Consider the following 21,033-nt stretch of genomic DNA (forward strand, 5'->3'; position numbering starts at 1 on the left):
CCCAGGAGATGCAGGCCAGTCGGATTAAACGGGCATCCTAGCCCGCTTCAAATAACGCCATGGCCTCGACATGGGCCGTCTGGGGAAACATGTCGAGGATCCCGGCACGTTTTAGCCGGTAGCCTTGCTTGACCAACTCGACCGTGTCCCGCGCCAGCGTTGCCGGATTGCAGGACACATACACCAAGCGATCAGCCCCCAGGGTAGCGAGCTTGCGCACAACCTCCAGGGCACCATCGCGGGGTGGGTCCAAGAGTACCGCAGAAAAGCCCTGTTTGGCCCATTCCGCGTCGGTCAAAGGCTGGGACAAATCGGCCTGAAAAAACTGAACATTATGCAAATTATTGCTGACGGCATTCTGTGCCGCCCGGTCCACCATGGCCTGCACGCCTTCCACCGCCACCACTTCCCGCACTTGGCGGGCCAGCGGCAAGGCGAAGTTGCCCAAGCCACAAAACAAATCCAGCACCCGCTCGTCGGGCTTTGGCGCCAGCCAATCCAGCGCCTGGGCGACCATCGCCTGGTTGACCCCGGCGTTGACCTGCACAAAGTCTCCCGGGCGGTACGCCAACTGCAAATCCCACGGTTCCAGACGATAGCCCAAGGCCTGGTCTGGTTCGACCGGTTGCGGCTGGCCCTCGCCATGCAGCCACAGTTGGGCTTCATGGAACGTGCAAAATTCCTGCAGGATCGTCAGGTCCGCTTCGGACAAGGGCGCCATGTGTCGCAACAACACGGCAATCGACGAACCACTGAATAATTCCACATGCCCCAATGCCTGAGGCTTGCTCAAGCGCCGCAGCATGTTGGGCAAACGCTGCATGATCGGTTGCAAGGCCTGTACCAGCACCGGGCAATCGTCGATGGCGACGATGTCCTGGCTGGCCACGGCACGAAAGCCGACTTCAAGTTTCTTCGCCTTGGCATCCCAGCGCACGGCCACGCGGGCGCGGCGACGATAGCCGAATTCCGGCCCACTCAAAGGCGCGGCCCACTCCTGGGGTTCGACACCGGCCACACGGGATAATTGCTCGGCGAGCATGCGCTGTTTCAGGGCGAGTTGTTCGTCATGGGGCAAGTGTTGCAGGCTGCAACCGCCACAGCGGCCGGCGTGCACACAGGGTGCCGGACGGCGCAGTTCGCTGGCGGTAAATACGCGCTCGGTGCGCGCCTCGACCACTTTGCCGTGGGCGCCCAACACCCGCGCTTCCACCTCTTCACCGGCCAGCGCACCCACGACAAACCAGGTGCGGCCTTCAAAGAACACAATGCCACGGCCGTCGTTGGCCAGGCGCTCGATGGTCAGGCGCTGCTTCTTGCCTACGGGAATCTGTGGGGCCCGGCTGCCGCCCGTCGGTTGGAAGCGCAGGCCTCTCTCGTGCTTGGCCATCAGTTGGGCGCGTCGAAAATGCCGGTCGACAGGTAACGGTCGCCACGGTCACAGATGATCGCGACGATCACCGCGTTTTCCAACTCCTGGGACAAGCGCAACATCCCGGCCACGGCGCCACCGGACGACACGCCGCAGAAGATGCCTTCTTCACGGGCCAGGCGGCGGGTGGTGTCTTCGGCCTCACGCTGGGCCATGTCGATGATGCGATCGACGCGAGCCGCGTTGTAGATCTTCGGCAAGTACTCTTCGGGCCAACGACGGATCCCCGGGATCGCTGCGCCTTCCATCGGTTGCAGGCCGACGATCTGGATCTCGGGATTCTGCTCCTTGAGGTAGCGCGAATTGCCCATGATGGTGCCGGTGGTGCCCATCGAACTCACGAAGTGAGTGATGGTGCCCTGGGTCTGGCGCCAGATTTCCGGGCCAGTGGTGGTGTAGTGCGCCTCGGGGTTGTCGCCGTTGGCGAACTGGTCCAGCACCAGGCCACGGCCTTCGGCAGCCATACGCTCGGCGAGGTCGCGGGCACCTTCCATGCCTTCTTCCTGGGTGACCAGGATCAACTCGGCGCCGTAGGCGGTCATCGCCGCCTTGCGCTCGGCGCTGCCGTTGTCGGGCATGATCAGGACCATCTTGTAGCCCTTGATCGCCGCGGCCATGGCCAGGGCAATCCCGGTGTTACCGGAGGTGGCTTCGATCAGGGTGTCGCCGGGCTTGATCTGCCCACGCAACTCGGCGCGGGTGATCATCGACAACGCCGGGCGGTCCTTGACCGAGCCGGCCGGGTTGTTCCCTTCGAGCTTGAGCAACAAGGTATTGCTGGTGTTGCCCGGCAGGCGCTGCAAGCGGACCAGCGGGGTGTTGCCGACGCAATCGGCGATGGTGGGGTACTGCAAGGTCATGGCGTATTCGCAATCCAGACTGCGGGGGCGACTATCATACCGGGAAAGGCTGGCGGGCCATATCACGCAAAGTGTGGTGCTTATCGCTTAATGGAATAACTCAGGCGGGGCCGTGGTTTCTCTGGAACACTTCATCGCCCATCGCGGCAATCTGTCCTTCGATCAATGCCTCGAACGGTTTCAGCAGCGGCTCAAATGAGGTGGGCGCTTCAAGCACCTGCAACGCCTGCACGATGGCCTCCACCGTCGACAACGCCCCGGGCCCCGGTGCCTTGCGCAGCCGATAACGGGACACGGCGCCTTCCGCCAGCGTCACCCGAGGCAGCGCCGCCAATAAAGGATTGAGGTGCAGCAACTTGCGCGCCTTGCGCCAGGTACCGTCCGGCACCACCAACAGCAACGGTTCGTCGGATGGCGTATAGGCCTGCAAGGGTTGGGCATTTTCGTCCGGAAACAACAGACGCGCCTGATAACCCGGCGGATTCAACAACGCCTGCAAATCCTCAAACACCTCCCCCACCACCAACTGCGCATTCACCAAGCCCAGCGCCGCCAACCGCGCGGTATTCAAGGCGTGATTGACCTCACTCGGATGCTGCAACAGCAACACCCGGGTTCGGCTATCCAGCCGGGGAATCAGCGCGCACAGGCAGTGAGTGGTGGGCCGCAGGCAGCGGGAGCATTGGGGTCTGGACATGGGTTTTCAGGCCTGGTTGAGCTGGGCTTTGAGTAAATCGCGGAAGGTCTGGATCAGGGGTTCGCGGCTGCGGCCCCGGCGCATGATCATCGAGAACGGCGCCTGGTAACCAAAGGTTGCCGGCAGCAGTACCCGCAAATCCCCTTTGTCGGCCCAGGCCTGGGCGTAGTGCTCCGGGAGGTAGCCGATGTAGGCGCCGGACAGCACCAGGATCAATTGCGCCTCCATACTTTCCACCGTGGCGGCGCTGTGCTTGAAGCCGTGACGCGCCAGTTCGGCCTGGCTCCAGTAACCACGACCGACCATGCGTTGCTGGGTGATGACTTGTTCGGGAATGCGCCGCTCGTTGAACAATGGGTGACGGGTGCTGCAATACAGCCAGTGCTGTTCGCGGTACAGCGGCATATAGATCAGCCCGCTCATCCGGTTGGAAAACGCACCGATGGCCAGGTCCAGGCGATTATCCTGGACGCCGAGTTGCAACTCGTAAGGACTCATCACCGACAGGTGCAAATGCACCGCCGGGTGTTCCTGACTGTAGGCGCCGATCACTTCGGCAAACGGCAAGGCCTTGTCGCTGACGGTGGAGTCGAGTACGCCGAGTTTCAGGGTGCCGCGCAGTTCGCCTTTGAGCGCGGCGGCGTATTGCTCGAAGCCTTCCAGCTCGCCCAGCAGGCGCAGGGTTTCCTGATGGAACAACTCGCCCTTGCTGGTGAGGCTGAACCCGCCCCGCCCGCGATGGCACAGCACCAGGCCCAACGCGGCTTCCAGCTGGCTCATGTAAGTGCTGATGGCCGAGGTCGACAGGTTGAGTTCGTGCTGGGCATTGGCGAAACCCTGGTGCCGCACGACGCTGACGAAGATGCGCAGGAGTTTCAGGTCGGGCAAGGCGTTGGCCATAAGATCTCCAAGTAACACAAAACCTGTAGGAGCTGGCTTGCCAGCTCCTACAGTTGCAGCCGAGTTTACCCCAGGCATTAGTTTAGAAAAATCTGAACTAAGTATTTGCCCCTGCCGATTCTTCCCTTCCCATGCATTTCGCAGAATCGGCTTCTAATAAACAAAACGATGAGGCAATCCCGTGGACAAGATTTTCCACCAACCACTGGGCGGCAACGAAATGCCGCGCTTCGCCGGCATCGCCACCATGATGCGTCTTCCCCATCTGCAATCGGCCAAGGGCCTGGATGCCGCCTTCGTCGGCGTGCCCCTGGACATCGGCACCTCCCTGCGTGCCGGCACCCGTTTCGGGCCGCGGGAAATTCGCGCCGAATCGGTGATGATCCGCCCTTACAACATGGCCACCGGCGCCGCGCCGTTTGACTCGCTGTCGGTTGCCGACATCGGCGACGTGGCGATCAACACCTTCAACCTGCTGGACGCCGTGCGCATCATCGAAGAAGCCTACGACGAAATCCTCGAACACAATGTGATCCCGATGACCCTGGGCGGTGACCACACCATCACCCTGCCGATCCTGCGGGCGATCCACAAGAAACACGGCAAGGTCGGGCTGGTGCACATCGATGCCCACGCCGACGTCAACGACCACATGTTCGGCGAGAAAATCGCCCACGGCACCACCTTCCGCCGCGCGGTGGAAGAAGGCTTGCTGGATTGCGACCGCGTGGTGCAAATCGGCCTGCGCGCCCAGGGCTACACCGCCGAAGACTTCAACTGGAGCCGCAAACAGGGCTTCCGTGTGGTCCAGGCCGAAGAATGCTGGCATCACTCGCTGGCGCCCCTGATGGCTGAAGTGCGCGAGAAAGTCGGCGGTGGCCCGGTGTACCTGAGCTTCGACATCGACGGCATCGACCCAGCCTGGGCGCCCGGCACCGGCACCCCGGAAATCGGTGGCTTGACCACGATCCAGGCGATTGAAATCATCCGCGGCTGCCAAGGCCTGGATCTGATTGGTTGCGACCTGGTAGAAGTTTCGCCGCCGTACGACACCACCGGCAACACCTCGCTGCTGGGCGCCAACCTGCTGTACGAAATGCTCTGCGTATTGCCAGGCGTGGCGCACCGCTGATGAGCGCCCAGGCCGAGGTATTAAAAGCCGCGGCCGACCTGGTGTCGGCCTTCGCCCGCAATGATCGCGACGCCTACTTCGGTGCGTTCAGTGCCGACGCCAGCTTCGTGTTCTACACCCTCCCCCAGCCGCTGCTGAGTCGCGATGCCTACCAGGTGTTGTGGGACAGCTGGCGCCGGGACGAGGGATTTGAGGTGCTTTCCTGCACCTCAAGCAACGCTTTCGTCAGCCTGCACGGTGACGTCGCGGTATTTGTGCATGACGTGGCCACCGAGCTGCGCATGAACGGGGAGCAATTCTTTAGCCAGGAACGCGAGACCATTGTCTTCAAGCGGCAAGGGGATCGCACACAACAAAAAGAAGGCCTGTGGCTGGCCTGTCACGAACATTTGTCCGCTATGCCGGAAGGGCTGCCGCCCCATTAGCCAATGTGATCGGAGCAGATCATGAATAATAAAAACAACGAAAACAGTATTCGCAACATAGAAACCAACGGCGTCGAACAGATCCCGGACCACGAACGTACCGCCGGGCCGAAGGATTTGTTTCGCCTGATTTTCGGCGGTGCCAACACCTTCGCCACCGCGGTGCTGGGGAGCTTTCCGGTGCTGTTTGGCTTGTCGTTCCAGGCCGGCGTCTGGGCGATTGTGCTGGGCGTGCTGGTGGGGGCGGTGATCCTCGCCCCCATGGGTCTGTTCGGTCCGATCAATGGCACCAACAACGCCGTGTCTTCCGGTGCGCACTTTGGTGTGCACGGGCGGATTGTCGGCTCGTTCCTGTCGCTGCTGACCGCTATCGCGTTCTTTTCACTGTCGGTGTGGAGTTCAGGCGATGCACTGGTGGGCGGTGCGAAACGTCTGGTGGGCTTGCCGGAAACCGACCTGACCCTGGGCCTGGCCTACGGCGTCTTCGCCATTCTCGTGCTGACGGTGTGCATCTACGGCTTTCGCTTCATGCTGTGGGTCAACCGCATCGCAGTGTGGGCGGCGAGCCTGCTGTTCCTGCTGGGGATCTTCGCCTTCGCGCCGGCCTTCGACAGCCACTTCGCCGGCACCGTTGCCCTCGGCCAGACCGGCTTCTGGGCGGCGTTTATCGGTGCAGCACTGGTGGCCATGAGCAACCCGATTTCCTTCGGCGCGTTCCTCGGCGACTGGTCGCGCTACATCCCGCGGGAAACCTCGAAGATGCGGATCATGCTGGCGGTGGTGTTCGCGCAGATCGCCACCTTGATCCCGTTCCTGTTCGGCCTGGCCACCGCGACCATCGTGGCAGTCAAGGCACCGGACTACATCGCGGCCAACAACTATGTCGGCGGCCTGCTGGCGGTGGCACCGAGCTGGTTCTTCCTGCCGGTGTGCCTGATCGCGGTGATCGGCGGCATGTCCACCGGCACCACCTCGCTGTATGGCACCGGCCTGGACATGTCCAGCGTATTCCCGCGCCTGCTGTCCCGGGTCAAGGCGACGCTGCTGATCGGAGTGATGTCGATTGCCTTCATCTTTATCGGACGTTTCGCCGCCAACCTGGTGCAGAGCGTGTCGACCTTCGCCGTGCTGATCATCACCTGCACCACGCCGTGGATGGTGATGATGATCATCGGCCTGATCGTGCGCCGGGGTTACTACTGCCCGGATGACCTGCAAGTGTTCACTCGCGGCGAAACCGGCGGGCGCTACTGGTTCAGCCATGGCTGGAACTGGCGCGGCCTGGGGGCCTGGATCCCGAGTGCGCTGGTGGGCCTGTGCTTCGTCAACCTGCCGGGGCAGTTTGTCGGGCCGCTGGGCAACCTCGCCGACGGCATCGACATCAGCTTGCCGGTGACCCTGGGCCTGGCCTCGCTGGTGTACCTGACACTGCTTCGCGTGTTCCCTGAACCGGCTGCCGTCTACGGACCGACTGTGGCGAGGGAGCCTGCTCCCGTTCGACTGCGCAGCAGTCGCGAGGCTGCCTGATGAATTGCGTGGAATGGATTGGGGCTGCAATGCAGCCCAGCGGGAGCACGCTCCCTCGCCACACAGCCCCCTTTAGCCCCACATAAAAAAGATAATCGGAGACTCGCCGTCATGGCCTTAGATCTATTCGTCGTCCTCATCTACGCCGCCGGCATGCTGGTGCTCGGCTACTACGGCATGCGCCGCGCCAAGACCCATGAAGACTACCTGGTGGCCGGCCGCAACCTCGGCCCGACGCTGTACATGGGCACCATGGCTGCCACGGTGCTGGGCGGTGCGTCCACCGTCGGCACCGTGCGCCTGGGCTATGTACATGGTATTTCCGGTTTCTGGCTGTGCGCCGCGCTGGGCGCGGGGATCATTGCGCTGAACCTGTTCCTGGCCAAGCCGCTGCTGAAGCTGAAAATCTTCACCGTGACCCAGGTCCTGGAGAAACGCTACAACCCCATGGCCCGCCAGGCCAGTGCGGTGATCATGCTGGCCTACGCGCTGATGATCGGCGTGACCTCGATCCTGGCCATCGGCACCGTGCTGCAAGTGTTGTTCGACCTGCCCTTCTGGATGTCGGTATTGGTAGGCGGTGGCGTGGTGGTGGTGTACTCGACCATTGGCGGCATGTGGTCGCTGACCCTGACCGACATCGTGCAGTTCGTGATCAAGACGGTCGGCCTGATGTTTATCCTGCTACCAATCTGCCTGTACCGCGTCGGCGGTTGGGATGAATTGGTGGCCAAGCTGCCCGCGTCGAATTTCAGCTTCACTGAAATCGGCTGGGACACCATCATCACCTACTTCATGATCTACTTCTTCGGCATCCTGATCGGCCAGGACATCTGGCAACGGGTGTTCACCGCCCGTGACGAAAAGGTCGCCCAGTACGCAGGCACCTTCGCCGGTTTCTACTGCATCCTCTACGGCCTGGCCTGTGCGCTGATCGGCATGGCCGCCCACGTACTGATCCCGGACCTGGACAACGTCAACAATGCGTTCGCCGCCATCGTCAAAGTCTCGCTGCCCGACGGTATCCGCGGCCTGGTGATCGCCGCTGCACTGGCTGCGATGATGTCCACCGCCAGCGCCGGCTTGCTCGCCGCTTCCACCGTATTGACCGAAGACCTGCTGCCGCGCCTGCGTGGTGGCAAGCAGTCAAGCTTGAAGATCAACCGTCTGTTTACCTTGCTGACCGGTATCGCTGTGTTGGGTATCGCGCTGGTGGTGAGTGATGTGATCAGCGCACTGACCCTGGCGTACAACCTGTTGGTGGGCGGCATGTTGATCCCGCTGATCGGGGCGATTTTCTGGAAACGTGCGACGACTTCCGGGGCGATCACCTCCATGACCCTGGGTTTTGTGACCGCGTTGGTGTTCATGATCAAGGATGGTTTGGACGCCAATACACCGATCTACTACAGCCTGGGCGTGGGCCTGGTGAGTTTTGTGCTGGTGAGTTTGCTGTCCCGTCGTCCGGAGGCTGTTGCGGCTCGGGCGATCTGAACGAATAGTTGAAAGTAGCTTTCTTCAGCGGGTGCGACGTCGGATGTCGCACCCGTTTTTTTTATTCCCATACTGCCGAAACCCCCGGCGCTCTGGCCTGGATGACTTCCTGGACCAAAGACGCCCATACCAATCCCTGCGTGGTGCCCCCGGCATAAGTTGCCCCCGCGACAATGCGGTTGTAGGCGGACCAATGCACGATTGAAAGTCCATCTGCGGTGCCGGGCCTGGCACATTCGATTTGTTGCAAGTCGCCACGTTCGATTGCGCGGCTGCAGGACTTTGGAAAGTGTCGAGAAACGGCAGCCAGGCACGCCGCCCGTATCTGCTCCTTGTACTGCGGCGTCGAATCGGGCGGCACCTGCCCGGCGGAGACAAGGATGCAGTTCCCGTCCAGGCGGCAATTCATGACGCCGATTGGCAGGTCGTACTGCAGCTTGAGTCCGCGCATGTCGACACCTTCATCATCAACGGCGCGCAGCTTGAAAAACCAGCCAATGATCGGGATGACCTCTGGCTCGTCCACCCCCATGGCCGTGACGACAAAGTGCTCTCTACTCAGATCGGCAATTTGGACCGGACTCAGGTGCCGTGGCAGGAACTCAACCCCGGAGCGCTGCAAAAGCGTCACCATCTCATCCATTAAATGGATAAATTCCAGATCGTAGCCCGACACCTCAATCGCCCGCCCGACCTCGGGAACTCCATACATTGCCTGGAATTGCAACTGACTGATCTCTGCAAGCTCTCGCCCCGGCTTGCCACTCGGCCAAGGCCTGTTTTCAATATCCCATTGCTCGCGGATCGCGGCCTCCGTGCCACTGGAGTCGTCCACATAGGCTCGTACAATTCGCGACCGTGCAAATCGTGCCAGCGATGGGTTGTCGGCCAGGAATTTTTCAAACAGCTCGATGCCTGCGCGATTGCACTCAATGGCCAGGTACTGATTTGCGGGAGTCAGGTAATCGTTAGGCAGCGGTTTTGCAGTCGTCTCCGTTGCTGACAGATGACGCATGTTCACCTGCTTGTGACTGGCACCATCGCGCTGCTGATTTCCTCCGTAAACCGTGACCTGATAATTTGCCAGGCGGAACATCACGGCTTGGAGCAGCCCGTTGATACCTCTGCCGATGATCGACACACGCGGCGCACCGGCATCGGCTTGCCGAGAGGGGATCGCCAATGAGTGTGCAAGCTTGCGCCGGACAAGGCCGCGCAAGGCCATCAAGCTCAGTTGCACCGAGACCGCATAGTCGAGGTCGCAATGGCAGGCTTCGGTGGTGGCCGCCTGTGTGGTCAGCGTCGCCGGCTTGTACCACGTGGAGACACTGCAGCCGAGCGCTTGTGTGCGCACCCGAAACGCATCCAGTGTCCTGGGGCGGTAGTCCAATATGAGCTGGATATCTTCGGAGACTGCCAGGGTCTGCAACGCATCGTCGCTAAAGACATCCGGCTTGGCGACACAGACAAGGCGAGCCTTTCTGTGCAGGCACTGAATGAGGGTCCGATCAATGCGATAAATGGATTCATCATTCAGGGATAAGCATAGGGCGACTGCATTGGCCCCCTCGAGCGCCTCAAGCCAGTCGTCAACCAATGAAACCCTACAATCGGAAGAGGCTTTCCCGAAACTGTCCGACACTCGATCGCGTCGATCCAACACCTTAATCCGAACATCCGGATCTCGAGCAAGCAACAACTTAACAAGCTCTTTCCCTACATTGCCGTATCCCAGTACACAGATGTCATGGGGCAAGGAGCCATCGGCCAGCGTCAGCCAGTGCGCAATATAGGCAGCAACATGCGGCGCATTGACCCCTGGCGTGTTAATCACTCGAACATTGTTGCGCTCGCACAGATCCAATCGGATCTTATCCAGACTTGTACCTCTGCGGACCAAACAGAGTTCGCCAAATGGGTGGGATATACGCCATTGGTTGATGACGTCGGCATCAATAACCTGGTCTGCGACAATGATCGTTGATGGGCGCAGCAGTGCAATCTGTATAAGCAGAGCCTGCTTGGTTAACGTCGGCGGGAAAAACACCACGTTGCTGGGTGCATCAGCTTTCCAGCCACGCGATGCAGGGGCGATATGCAAGATGTTTTCGGTGGTGGCAATAAGTGACGCGGCGACTGGCGGAACGGAAGAGAACATCATGGTTTTGTCTCCAACAGTTCTGACTGGCTCATACTCCGGAGAGCGCAACTCAATGAAGTTGGGGGCTTGTAAGAACTGCAAACGATACAAATCTTTTCGTGATGAAACTCAACCTACGCCTATCCTAATAATCAAATAAGCCCGTCGACTCTGACAAACAGGTAGTCCAATTCCGATACTTAATGGCAAAACTCGACTGACGCGCACACGTCCGGACTACCAATCGGTATTACCGTGGCATTGTTAAATTAAATATTTGAAGGATTATTCCGAAAGCAGGTGTCTTGAGAAAATCACCAAACCCCGGAAATGAAAACGTCCGGCCAAAGCCAGACGAAGAATTGAAGTACACAGCAACGGGTCATGATCAATCATGACTCCAATACATAGGCAAACCTCCTGGCCGCGCCCAAACAAACATGCTTGAGCGCTTTCCAGGACTTACCTGCGACGCGGGCGACGCTGCTCGTCATCGGTGCGGATTGGCACCGGTTGCAGCGGTGGCTCGATCAAGCCGAGTGCGACGCCGAGGTCGTGCAGCCAGTTTTGCAGTTTCTCTTTCATGGTGCCCCCTTGGGGTAATGCCGAGCGGCTGGAATTCTGTGGCCGCTTCCTACAGATAGTAGTCTTAAGTCTTACGTATTGCTTGAACGAAACCACAACGAACTATTACTGAATTGATCAAAATCCTGACGGATCGTTCAAGCAATCGCTCGGGTTTCGGTTTCCGGTAGCACCTTGCCCTCCTGCTGCAGGTCAATCCACGCATTGAGGTTAGCGCCGAGCATGCCCTTGCGCCACATCAACCAGGTGGTGGCGCTGGCAAAAGGCTCGGCCAGCGGATGAATGGACACGCTGTCCTTGCCCGGCAGGCTGTCGAGCATCGATTCCGACATCAACGCCACGCCGGAACCGGCGATTACACAGGCCAGCATGCCTTGGTAGGACTCGATCTCGATGGCCCGGCCCATGGCCACGCGATCGTGGGAAAACCAGGCTTCCAGGCGCGCCCGATAAGAACAACTGCGTCGGAAAGTGAACACCGAACGGCCGGCAACATCCTGCGGCCCACGCACCGGCGGATGATCCGCCTCGCAGATCAGCAGCAGGCGCTCTTCGCACAGCGGCACGCCGTCGAGGGTGGCCAGGGTCAACGGCCCATCCACCAATGCGGCGTCCAGGCGCCCGGTGATCAAGCCTTCCAGCAGTTCACCGCTGGGAGCTGACTGCACCTGCAGGTTCACCATCGGATACGCCTTGTGGTAACGCGCCAGCAGCTTGGGCAAATGAATCGCCGCCGTGCTGTACATGCTGCCGAGCACAAAGTCTCCAGCCGGTTGCCCGCCTTGCACCGCGCCATGGGCTTCGTCATGCAGGGCCAGCAGGCGCGCACTGTAGTCCAGCAGCACTTTGCCTGCAGGAGAAAGCTGCAAGCGCTGGCGCTCGCGCACGAACAGTTCGACGCCCAGTTGTTCTTCCATCTGTTTAAGCCGGGTCGACAGGTTGGACGGCACCCGGTGCAAGCGCTCAGCGGCACGGGTGATGGAGCCTTCCTCGGCCACGGCCTGGAAAATCCGCAATTGACTGAACTCCATCACCATTCTCCAAAACTGAACAAGTTACTCACTATTATTCATTTTTAAAGAAAGTCAATCCGCTTTAGCCTGATGGTCACTCGCTGCTCCCAGGAAAAACCACCATGTCACCGCTGATCCGCTTACTCGCCAGCTTTATCGCCCTGATGATGGCCATGGGCATAGGTCGATTCGCGCTCACCCCGCAAATGCCGCATTTGCTCAGTGAAGGGCAGATCGACCTGACCGGCGCCGGCCTGATTGCGGCGGCCAACTACCTGGGTTATTTCGTCGGTGCGGTGGATTCGATCTTTGCCCGCAGCCATCATCATGTACGCGGGCGTTTGTACGGTGGGCTGTGGCTGTGTGTGCTGCTGACCCTGGCGTCGTACTGGGCCCACGGGTTCTGGCCGCATCTGTTGTTGCGCTTTGGTACCGGTGTAGCCAGTGCATGGGCGCTGGTGATGATTACCAGCCTGAGCCAGCCGCTGGCCATTGCGGCCGGGCGCCCACGCCTGGGTGCGCTGGTATTTGCGGGGCCGGGGCTGGGAATTCTGTTGACCGGGTTGCTGGCGCTGGGCTCCAACCTGTTGGGGCAAGACTCTGCAACCTTGTGGCTGGTGTATGGGGTAGTCGCCCTGGTCATGCTGCTGGCAATCCTGCCGTTCCTGCCCAAGCCTTCTGCTGCCGACTCGCCCGCTGCCAGCCACACCGACGTGGCCAGCAACGGCAGCATCACACACCTGTGCTGGATCTACGTGTTGTATGGCCTTGGCTACATCATCCCGGCGACATTCTTGTCACAGATGGCCAGCGCGCAATTCAAGGGAGCATGGCAAGCAGACCTGTTCTGGCCCTGCTTTGGCCTGGCTGCCGCGATTGGCGTGGTGGCGGCAAGTTTGCGCCGCAAGGACCCGGACACTACCCGTCGCTGGCTGATGACAACCCTTTGGCTGCAAGCGGCCGGCGTGTTTGCCTGCCTGCTGGGCAACGGTTGGGGGCTGGCGCTGGGGGTGTTGCTGTGCGGTGGGCCATTCCTGGCGTGCATGCAACTGGTGATGGCGCGCTTGCGTGATGTCGCCCCCCACGGCTACCAGCGCAGCACCGGGTTGCTGACCGCCAGCTTTGCGATCGGCCAATTGAGCGGTCCGTTGCTGGCGTCGGTGAGCAGCCACCTCAGCGGTGGCCTGCAACCGGCGCTGGTGGTAGCAGGCGCCGGTTTGTTGGTGGCCGGATCGGTGCTGGTCAGCCGGCAACCATCGACACAGGCGCGCGAACCTGTTCACGCCGCGCCAACACCAGGAAAAACAGCCCACCCAGGAAGCAGCCGGTAAACCAGGCGAAATTGGCCATGCCCTGCAGCGCCGGGGTGAAGGTGATCGCGACGCCTACCAGCGTCGCGGGCACCAGTGCCTTGACCGCCGTCCAGTTCACGCCGCCGTCAAAGTAGTAGCGCCCGCTCGGGCTGTCATCGAACAGCGCATCCACGTCGATCTTCTGTTTTTTGATCAGGTAGAAATCCACCAGCAGAATCCCGAACAACGGCCCGATAAACGCGGCGAGGATATCGAGGGTGTAGTGGATCATCAGCGGGTTGTTGAACAGGTTCCATGGGGTGATGAAGATCGAGGCCACCGCCGCAATCATTCCACCGGCACGCCAGCTGATTTTGCTCGGTGCCACGTTGGCGAAGTCAAAGGCCGGCGAGACGAAGTTGGCCACGATGTTGATGCCGATAGTCGCGGTGACAAAGGCGAACGCCCCCAGCAACACAGCCATGTCATTGTCGATGCGCGAAACGGTGGCAATCGGGTCGTGGAGCATTTCGCCGAACACCGGCAAGGTGCCCGAGACGATCACCACGGTGACCAGGGAGAACGCCAGGAAATTCACCGGCAGGCCCCAGAAATTTCCGCGACGCACGTCTTTCATCGTGCGGCAGTAGCGGCTGAAATCACCGAAGTTCAAGGTCGGCCCGGAAAAGTACGACACCACCAACGCGGTTGCCACGATGATTTGGCCAAACGCCTGCCAGCCTGAGAGGGATTTTTCCGCCAGGGTGAAGCTGATATTGGCCCAGCCAGCCTTCCAGACGATCCAGCCTGCCAGGGCAAACATCACCGCATAGACCACAGGCCCCGCCCAGTCGATGAAACGACGGATGGACTCCATGCCCGCCCAGAACACCAGCGCCTGGAGCGTCCACAGGCTGAGGAAACCGAACCAGCCCAGGTACGACAGGCCGGCAAAGTGCGGCTCTGCGTATACCGCCATCTGTGGGAAAAAGCGCAGCACCACGATGATCAATGCACTGGACGCCAGGTATGTCTGGATCCCGTACCAGGCCACTGCGATTAAGCCGCGAATCACTGCCGGGATGTTCGCCCCAAAAACCCCAAAGGCCAACCGGCAGATTACCGGGTACGGCACTGCCGCCTGCTGGCTCGGCTTGGCCACCAGGTTGGCGATCAATTGCACAATACAAATCCCGGCGAGCAAGGCGATCAATACCTGCCAACTGGCCAGCCCCAGGGCGAACAGGCTGGCGGCGAATACGTAGCCGCCGACGCTGTGCACGTCGCTCATCCAGAAGGCGAAGATGTTGTACCAGTTCCATTTTTGCGGCAGCGGTCCTAGGTCCTGGTTGTACAGGCGCGGGCTGTAGCCTTTGGGCAATTGTTCGGTCATCGCAGGGCTCCTCGTAAATACCGGCCTGCCACCCGCGACGGGAGTGCGTACGGGAGGCGACATGGTTTGTATACGAGTTGTTGAGCAGAATGCGTGCCAATGCAATAAAACTCGGCACAATCCCCCGTGGAGCTTGGCTCTTCAGGCGGCGTAGAGACGATTGAACGGTGGTGATTCGCTCAGGGATGGTGCAGGGCAATCCTGTACACAATCAATTGTGCACCCTGCGCGCACATTGATAGCCCACGGTGCAGCAAACGGCAGTCAGGAAGGTGCCCCAGGCGATGTCCATGAAGGCCAAACCGGCGGACCAGCCCTGCAGGGTTGCCCAATTGCTCAGGTCATAGGTGCCGTAGGCTACCAATCCCAGGAGTGCACCAAGCCGCGCGGCACGCTGCCAGCCGCCGCTCGCCAACGCAGGCAGGACGACAAGCACCACACAACCGAATACATAGAGGAGATAGAACGCCACGGCTGGGAACAGGCGCGGCTGGTCAAGCATCAACGGGCCGAGCAGCGCTTTGTAGGTCGGGCCCATGAGGACACCGAGCCACAGGCCGTCAAGCATCAGAAAGGCAAGCAACGTACCGAGGTAGGCGAAAAGCGTTTTTCTGGACATTGAGGCGGCCTTCTGCAGGAGCAAGCGTGCGCCTACAGAAGAGCAAACCGCGATCAGCTTAGTTCAATGCGATCCGCGTGGATCACAATCTGACCCTGCTTGTAGAGGGCGCCGATGGCCTTCTTGAAGTTGCCTTTGCTGACACCGAACAAACTGCTGATCAGTGCCGGGTCGCTTTTATCGCTGACCGGCAAGGTGCCGTTGTTGTCGCGCAACTTGGCGAGGATCTTGGAGTTCAGGCTGGAGGCCGCTTCTTCACCCACAGGCTGCAGACTCAGGCTGATATTGCCGTCGGCGCGAATTTCCTTGATGAAGCCTTTCTCTTCCTTGCCCGGGCGCAGGAACTTGAACACTTCGTTCTTGTGGATCAGGCCCCAGTGCTTGTTGTTGATAATGGCCTTGAAGCCCATGTCGGTGGCTTCGGCCACCAGCAAGTCAACTTCCTGGCCGACCTTGTAGGTGGCCGGAGTCTTGTCCAGGTAGCGGTCAAGGCGTGCGGTGGCAGTGATGCGCTTGGTGTGTTTGTCGAGGTAGACGTGTACCACGCAATACTCACCGGCGGTCAGCTGGCGCTTTTCTTCGGAGTAAGGCAGCAGCAGATCCTTGGGCAGGCCCCAATCGAGGAATACACCGATACTGTTGACTTCAACCACTTTCAGACTGGCAAATTCACCCACCTGTACTTTTGGTTTTTCGGTGGTCGCGATAAGTTTGTCATCGCTGTCCAGATAAATGAAAACGTTGAGCCAGTCTTCATCTTCACTGGGAATATCTTTGGGGATATATCGGTTGGGCAAGAGGATTTCGCCCTCTTGATCACCATCCAGGTACAAACCAAAGTTAGTGTGTTTAACCACTTGCAAGCTGTTGTAGCGCCCGACTAAAGCCATCTCAAATACCCTCATTGCGTGGGCGGCATTCTACCCGAGTTGACGACGGCGGTCCCGCGTACCGGCGTACAGGCCTGAAAAATCATGGGTTTGCCGAGAAGCGCCCCGCTCGTCAGGTCATCGGGCTGAATCCAGCCAGTACCCACGGCCGGATTTCCTCGAGGGATTCGAGTTAAAACAGCAAGTTAGGTGAGTATTTCACTTAATAATCCAGGCGAATCATAAACCCTGCGTATATTTCAGGGGGATATTTGCCAAGCAATTGTCAAGCATTTCATGTACGATGCATGGCCAAGTTAATTCTCTACAGGTTAGTGGCCGCCATGCGCGTAAAAGCATCCAACAGCAAAGCAAAGCCAGCTCCCGCCGTTGAAACCAGCGAATCGATCAACAGCCAAATTGCTGCATTCCTCAAGCAGGGCGGCGAAATCCAGCAGATTGCCAAAGGCGTAAGCGGCCAGACTTTCGGCCCGTCCAAGCAGATCACCCTGGGTAAAAAGTAAGACTCGCGCATTACACCTGGTCCCTATGCGCTTTGCCTTTCAAGGCGCTAGGACTAGAGCCCGCACTACCCTCTGATACACCCCTTTATTACGCCAATCGACGAACGGGCCTCATCTGCGAACCATCGCCGGTATGCTTGCACACGTCTAGATCGGGCATTTGCCTGATATTTCCCGTTACTGCTCCTCGCTTTTCATGGAGTGAAGCATGCTCAAATCCTGCATATTCCTGGCCGGTGCCCTGTTGGCCAGCCCCCTCGCCGAAGCGCAGGTTTTCCAGCGTGAATTGGGTGATTTCGACCTGAAATTGGGCACGACACCCAGCCGAAGCATGGCTCAAGGCCTGGTAAAGCCCACGGCGCCCGGGAGCGACTCGTTCCATGGCGGCCTGGACCTGAGCCACGGCAGCGGCCTGTACCTCGGCCAATTCTCACCGAGCATGGGCATTTCCCCTACCAGCAACCTGGAAGTCGACTCCTACCTGGGTTTCAAACGCCCCTTCGACCAGACCCTGGGTTATGAACTGGGGATGATTCACTACAGCTATCCCAAGCTGAGCCCCCTCGACAGCCAGGAGTTCTACGGCGGCCTGACCTTGCTGGGCAATCGCTTCGGCGCCTCCTTCAGCAACGACCCGGACCGGCAGGACAGCACCCTGTTCGCCGACCTCGGCGGCACCAAGCCGTTCGGCATCGGCGTCAGCATGAAATACACCACCCACCAGCTCGGCACCCCGGTCTCGGTGGCCGATGGCAGTTCGATCCGCAGCTTCAGCGACTGGTCGGTACAATTTTCCAGGCCATGGATGGGCGTCGACCTGAACCTGATCTACAGCGACTCCAGCCTCAGCGGCGGCGATTGCTCGGCCTACTCCGGACACAACTCGCAATGCGACGGGCTGTTGACCCTGAAGGCCGAGCGGGCGTTTTATTGATGGGCTGAACTGTCGCTGCCCTGACGGGTTCAGATGCAATACTCTCGTCTGCGCAAGGACTCGCTCATGCTGCGTCGGTTAAAATTTCTGGTGATGTTGCTGACCCTCAGCCTGGTGCTTGCCGGCTGCAATCGGGTGGGCCTGGCCTATCGCAATCTGGATGTGATCATCCCCTGGACCCTCAGCGACTACCTGGAAATGAACGCCGGGCAGAAGAGCTGGTTCAACGACACACTCAAGGAACACCTGGCCTGGCATTGCACCACCCAGTTGCCGGGCTACCTGGACTGGCTCGATCGCCTGCAACAGATGGTCGACATCAACCAGGTGACTGACGCCGCCCTGCAAACCCGTACCGCCGAAGCCAAACAAGCCATTGCCGAGAGCGCCCGGGCGATCACGCCGTCCGCCGTCGAGCTACTGCAGGGGCTGGACGACCAGCAAGTACAGGATATGGAGCAAGCGTTCGCCAAGGACCTGCGCAAGCGTCAGGACGAATACCTGAAACCGCCCCTCGAGCAGCAGATCAAGGAACGCGCCGAGCGCATGAACAAGCGCCTCGATGCGTGGCTCGGGCCGTTAAGTGCCAGCCAGCAGAATCGCGTCACCGCCTGGTCGATCGCCTTGGGTGAGCAGAACCAACAATGGATTGGCAACCGCGCCCACTGGCAAACACTATTTATCGCAGCCGTCAAAGACCGCCACAGCAGCGATTTCCCACAGAAGATCGAGCAACTGCTGGTGAACCGCGAAAGCCTGTGGACGCCGGAATATCGCCAGGCCTACGCCCAGACCGAAGCCGCTGCCCGCAGCCTGATCGTCGACCTGATGGCGGAAAGCACCGTGCAACAACGCCAGAAGCTGACACAAAAGATCGACAAGGTGCGCAGCGACTTCAAGGCACTTAAATGCCTGAAGGCTGGCACCCCATAGTCATCAGGCAATCTGTGGTTTGGAAGCCAGTTCATCAAACGTCGCCGGATCCAGCGCATCCGCCTGTTCGTCCAGCACCTGCCGGGGGTGATTATTGCCGGGGATGCTGCTGTCGATCAGGCTCAGCAGCTGTGAGCCGCGCGGGGTCAATTTGAAATTCTCCCCATTGCCGCACTCTTCCTCTGACCTCGACTCAATAAAGCCGTGCTTGAACAACAACGCCTCGTAATCCGCTGCGGTCTTTTTGAACTTATCAAGGTTACCGATGGGCTCTCTAGCATTAGCCCTTTCAGCGGCTTCCTCCTCGGCATATTTGCGCGGGGCGAAGTTGGCGCCACCGTTCTGTACCTCATGCAGCAATCGTTCGATCAAATCCCAATCGTAAGTCGTCATCCTGATTCCTCCTGAAGGCACACGAAATAGGCCCTTCAAAGGTGTGACATGCCGGGCCATCGTCCGTTCAGCCTAGTGGACAGGCGCAATTTCGCTGAACTTTTAAGCGCTCGCGGCCCTCAACCGAACATCATCGCCATGGAGGTCCGAATTATGAAAACCCTGCTGAATATGACCGTGGCGGCCACGCTGCTTGCCGCCCTGCCCGCCTGGGCCTGCACGCCGGAAGAAGCCACCGCCAAACGTGAGCAACTGGCCAAGAAGGTGACCGAGCTCACCCAACAGAATCCAGAGAAGGCCAAGGAGATCAACGAAGAACTGCAGAACATGAAGCTGGAAACCGCCAGCGCAGACCTGCCCGACAAGTGCCAACTGATCGACCAGCGCCTCACGGAACTCAATGAGGCGACCGACAAAACTAAAAACTGAGGCGAAAAAAAACCGGACATTGTCCGGTTTTTTTATGGCTCAAGCTTTACTCGGCAGCCGGTGCTTCCGGCTTGCGGCGCTTCAGAGGCGCCATGCCGTCCTTGCTGACCAACGACAGGTTGTCGGTCTTTGGACGGTTGGCAATCTTGCGCTTGGTCGGCGACTTGGCACCGGCCTTCTTCTTGTCGCCCTTGGCGTCGACCTTTTTCTTCTTCACGCCAACGGCCTTGCCCGATGCCTTGACCTTCTTCGGCCCGCCGTAGGTGCCTTTGACTTCCTTGATGGTGCGGCGCTCGAACGACTGCTTCAAGTAGCGCTCGATGCTCGACATCAGGTTCCAGTCGCCATGGCAGATCAGCGAGATCGCCAGGCCATCGTTGCCGGCACGCCCGGTACGACCGATACGGTGCACGTATTCGTCGCCGCTGCGGGGCATATCAAAGTTGATCACCATGTCCAGGCCGTCAACATCCAGGCCGCGGGCGGCAACGTCGGTGGCGACCAGGATCTTCACGCCGCCTTGCTTGAGGCGGTCGATGGCCAGCTTGCGGTCCTTCTGGTCTTTCTCACCGTGCAGGACGAACGCCTTGTACTCCTGAGCCACCAGGCGACCGTAGATGCGGTCGGCCATGGCCCGGGTGTTGGTGAACACGATAGCCTTCTGATAGGTCTCGTTGGCCAGCAACCAGTTGAGGATCTGCTCTTTGTGCACGTTGTGGTCAGCAGTGATGATCTGCTGACGGGTGGTCGAGTTCAGGTCGCTGACGTTGTTGACCTGCAGATGCTCAGGGTTGTTCAGGACCTTGGCGACCATGTCGCGCAGGGTCGAACCACCGGTGGTGGCCGAGAACAGCATGGTCTGCTGGCGGTTCACGCACTCTTGCACCAGGCGCTGCACGTCGTCGGCAAAACCCATGTCGAGCATGCGGTCGGCTTCGTCGAGCACCAGCACTTCAACTTCCTTGAGGTCCAGGTTGCCGGCGTTCAATTGCTCGATCATCCGGCCCGGAGTACCGATCAGGATGTCCGGCACCTTGCGCAACATGGCGGCCTGGACCTTGAAGTCTTCGCCGCCGGTGATCAGGCCGGACTTGATGAAAGTGAACTGCGAGAAGCGCTCCACTTCCTTCAAGGTCTGCTGGGCCAGTTCGCGGGTCGGCAGCAGGATCAGGGTCTTGATGCTGACACGGACTTTCGCCGGGCCGATCAGACGGTTAAGGATCGGCAGGACGAAAGCGGCGGTCTTGCCACTCCCGGTTTGAGCCGTCACCCGCAGGTCACGCCCTTCGAGCGCGAGCGGGATGGCCGCTGCTTGCACAGGCGTTGGCTCGACAAATTTAAGCTCGGCCACGGCTTTGAGCAGGCGTTCGTGCAGGGCGAATTGGGAAAACACGGGTGCTACCTCGAAGAAATACAAAAAAACAGCTGCATAGGGTAACGGT

General features: G+C 59.8%; 21 protein-coding genes. 9 read left to right on the plus strand and 12 right to left on the minus strand.

Annotation, left to right across the window (positions count from 1 at the left end; translation table 11 throughout):
- Positions 1 to 37: 37 nt before the first annotated feature.
- The 4 genes from rlmD to AC3WKX_RS13065 all read right to left on the minus strand — a co-directional run bounded on the left by rlmD (position 38) and on the right by AC3WKX_RS13065 (position 3,889).
- Positions 38 to 1,390 carry a 23S rRNA (uracil(1939)-C(5))-methyltransferase RlmD gene (rlmD, locus tag AC3WKX_RS13050; RefSeq protein ID WP_008438175.1) on the minus strand — a complete coding sequence of 451 codons (1,353 nt, stop codon included), beginning with the start codon at positions 1,388 to 1,390 and terminating at the stop codon, positions 38 to 40.
- On the minus strand, positions 1,390 to 2,292 hold the full coding sequence (cysM, locus tag AC3WKX_RS13055) for a cysteine synthase CysM (RefSeq protein WP_003210736.1): 903 nt from the start codon (positions 2,290 to 2,292) through the stop codon (positions 1,390 to 1,392). The genes rlmD and cysM overlap by 1 nt, the downstream gene beginning before the upstream one ends.
- Positions 2,293 to 2,392: 100 nt before the next feature.
- Complete coding sequence (locus AC3WKX_RS13060; RefSeq protein WP_003210735.1) at positions 2,393 to 2,989, minus strand: tRNA-uridine aminocarboxypropyltransferase; 597 nt, start codon at positions 2,987 to 2,989, stop codon at positions 2,393 to 2,395.
- A gap of 6 nt (positions 2,990 to 2,995) precedes the next feature.
- Positions 2,996 to 3,889, minus strand: coding sequence for a LysR family transcriptional regulator (locus AC3WKX_RS13065; protein ID WP_003210734.1), 894 nt, complete (start codon positions 3,887 to 3,889; stop codon positions 2,996 to 2,998).
- A gap of 181 nt (positions 3,890 to 4,070) precedes the next feature.
- Here AC3WKX_RS13065 and speB point away from each other — a divergent pair, with 181 nt between their 5' ends.
- The 4 genes from speB to AC3WKX_RS13085 all read left to right on the plus strand — a co-directional run bounded on the left by speB (position 4,071) and on the right by AC3WKX_RS13085 (position 8,467).
- The gene (gene speB / locus AC3WKX_RS13070; RefSeq protein ID WP_003210733.1) at positions 4,071 to 5,021 is read left to right on the plus strand and encodes an agmatinase; all 951 of its coding nucleotides are present in this window, start codon (positions 4,071 to 4,073) and stop codon (positions 5,019 to 5,021) included.
- The gene (locus tag AC3WKX_RS13075; RefSeq protein ID WP_003210732.1) at positions 5,021 to 5,446 is read left to right on the plus strand and encodes a YybH family protein; all 426 of its coding nucleotides are present in this window, start codon (positions 5,021 to 5,023) and stop codon (positions 5,444 to 5,446) included. Before speB ends, AC3WKX_RS13075 begins: the two co-directional genes overlap by 1 nt.
- Before the next feature lie 21 nt (positions 5,447 to 5,467).
- The gene (locus AC3WKX_RS13080) at positions 5,468 to 6,973 is read left to right on the plus strand and encodes a purine-cytosine permease family protein (RefSeq protein WP_003210731.1); all 1,506 of its coding nucleotides are present in this window, start codon (positions 5,468 to 5,470) and stop codon (positions 6,971 to 6,973) included.
- 111 nt (positions 6,974 to 7,084) lie between these two features.
- A complete protein-coding gene (locus tag AC3WKX_RS13085; RefSeq protein ID WP_003210730.1) occupies positions 7,085 to 8,467 on the plus strand; it encodes a sodium:solute symporter family protein in 1,383 nt (460 codons plus the stop codon).
- A 61-nt stretch (positions 8,468 to 8,528) separates the two neighbouring features.
- On the opposite strand, the gene AC3WKX_RS13090 is transcribed toward AC3WKX_RS13085, so the two are convergent.
- The 3 genes from AC3WKX_RS13090 to ptrR form a co-directional block, all read right to left on the minus strand.
- On the minus strand, positions 8,529 to 10,628 hold the full coding sequence (locus AC3WKX_RS13090; protein ID WP_102605395.1) for an FAD-dependent oxidoreductase: 2,100 nt from the start codon (positions 10,626 to 10,628) through the stop codon (positions 8,529 to 8,531).
- 441 nt (positions 10,629 to 11,069) lie between these two features.
- Positions 11,070 to 11,192, minus strand: coding sequence for a PA1414 family protein (locus AC3WKX_RS13095; protein WP_003210728.1), 123 nt, complete (start codon positions 11,190 to 11,192; stop codon positions 11,070 to 11,072).
- 137 nt (positions 11,193 to 11,329) lie between these two features.
- Positions 11,330 to 12,223, minus strand: coding sequence for a putrescine utilization regulator PtrR (gene ptrR, locus AC3WKX_RS13100; RefSeq protein ID WP_003210727.1), 894 nt, complete (start codon positions 12,221 to 12,223; stop codon positions 11,330 to 11,332).
- Positions 12,224 to 12,327: 104 nt separating this feature from the next.
- Between ptrR and AC3WKX_RS13105 the strand changes: the two genes are divergently transcribed.
- A complete protein-coding gene (locus tag AC3WKX_RS13105; RefSeq protein WP_102605394.1) occupies positions 12,328 to 13,536 on the plus strand; it encodes an MFS transporter in 1,209 nt (402 codons plus the stop codon).
- Here AC3WKX_RS13105 and AC3WKX_RS13110 read toward each other — a convergent pair.
- From AC3WKX_RS13110 to AC3WKX_RS13120, 3 genes are all read right to left on the minus strand, one after another.
- Positions 13,448 to 14,890 carry an NCS1 family nucleobase:cation symporter-1 gene (locus AC3WKX_RS13110; RefSeq protein ID WP_008438164.1) on the minus strand — a complete coding sequence of 481 codons (1,443 nt, stop codon included), beginning with the start codon at positions 14,888 to 14,890 and terminating at the stop codon, positions 13,448 to 13,450. The genes AC3WKX_RS13105 and AC3WKX_RS13110 overlap by 89 nt on opposite strands.
- 211 nt (positions 14,891 to 15,101) lie before the next feature.
- Positions 15,102 to 15,509 carry a DUF2177 family protein gene (locus AC3WKX_RS13115; RefSeq protein ID WP_008438163.1) on the minus strand — a complete coding sequence of 136 codons (408 nt, stop codon included), beginning with the start codon at positions 15,507 to 15,509 and terminating at the stop codon, positions 15,102 to 15,104.
- Positions 15,510 to 15,562: 53 nt separating this feature from the next.
- Positions 15,563 to 16,399 (minus strand): CvfB family protein, encoded by an 837-nt coding sequence (locus AC3WKX_RS13120; protein WP_008438162.1) that lies wholly within the window; start codon positions 16,397 to 16,399, stop codon positions 15,563 to 15,565.
- Between the two features lie 323 nt (positions 16,400 to 16,722).
- On the opposite strand from AC3WKX_RS13120, the gene AC3WKX_RS13125 reads away from it, so the two are divergent.
- From AC3WKX_RS13125 to AC3WKX_RS13135, 3 genes are all read left to right on the plus strand, one after another.
- Positions 16,723 to 16,902 carry a PFL_1563 family small protein gene (locus AC3WKX_RS13125; RefSeq protein WP_003210722.1) on the plus strand — a complete coding sequence of 60 codons (180 nt, stop codon included), beginning with the start codon at positions 16,723 to 16,725 and terminating at the stop codon, positions 16,900 to 16,902.
- A 208-nt stretch (positions 16,903 to 17,110) separates the two neighbouring features.
- The gene (locus AC3WKX_RS13130) at positions 17,111 to 17,836 is read left to right on the plus strand and encodes a TorF family putative porin (protein ID WP_003210721.1); all 726 of its coding nucleotides are present in this window, start codon (positions 17,111 to 17,113) and stop codon (positions 17,834 to 17,836) included.
- A 66-nt stretch (positions 17,837 to 17,902) separates the two neighbouring features.
- Positions 17,903 to 18,769, plus strand: a complete 867-nt coding sequence (locus AC3WKX_RS13135) for a DUF6279 family lipoprotein (RefSeq protein WP_102605393.1) — start codon at positions 17,903 to 17,905, stop codon at positions 18,767 to 18,769.
- A gap of 3 nt (positions 18,770 to 18,772) precedes the next feature.
- Here the strand turns inward: AC3WKX_RS13135 and AC3WKX_RS13140 are convergent, their stop codons facing one another.
- On the minus strand, positions 18,773 to 19,162 hold the full coding sequence (locus AC3WKX_RS13140) for a transcriptional regulator (RefSeq protein ID WP_102605392.1): 390 nt from the start codon (positions 19,160 to 19,162) through the stop codon (positions 18,773 to 18,775).
- A 153-nt stretch (positions 19,163 to 19,315) separates the two neighbouring features.
- Between AC3WKX_RS13140 and AC3WKX_RS13145 the strand changes: the two genes are divergently transcribed.
- Positions 19,316 to 19,591, plus strand: a complete 276-nt coding sequence (locus tag AC3WKX_RS13145) for a hypothetical protein (RefSeq protein ID WP_102605391.1) — start codon at positions 19,316 to 19,318, stop codon at positions 19,589 to 19,591.
- Between the two features lie 46 nt (positions 19,592 to 19,637).
- Here AC3WKX_RS13145 and AC3WKX_RS13150 read toward each other — a convergent pair whose 3' ends face one another.
- Positions 19,638 to 20,984 (minus strand): DEAD/DEAH box helicase, encoded by a 1,347-nt coding sequence (locus AC3WKX_RS13150; RefSeq protein ID WP_063034035.1) that lies wholly within the window; start codon positions 20,982 to 20,984, stop codon positions 19,638 to 19,640.
- Positions 20,985 to 21,033: the final 49 nt, after the last annotated feature.

The sequence above is a fragment of the Pseudomonas sp. GP01-A4 genome (assembly GCF_058780865.1).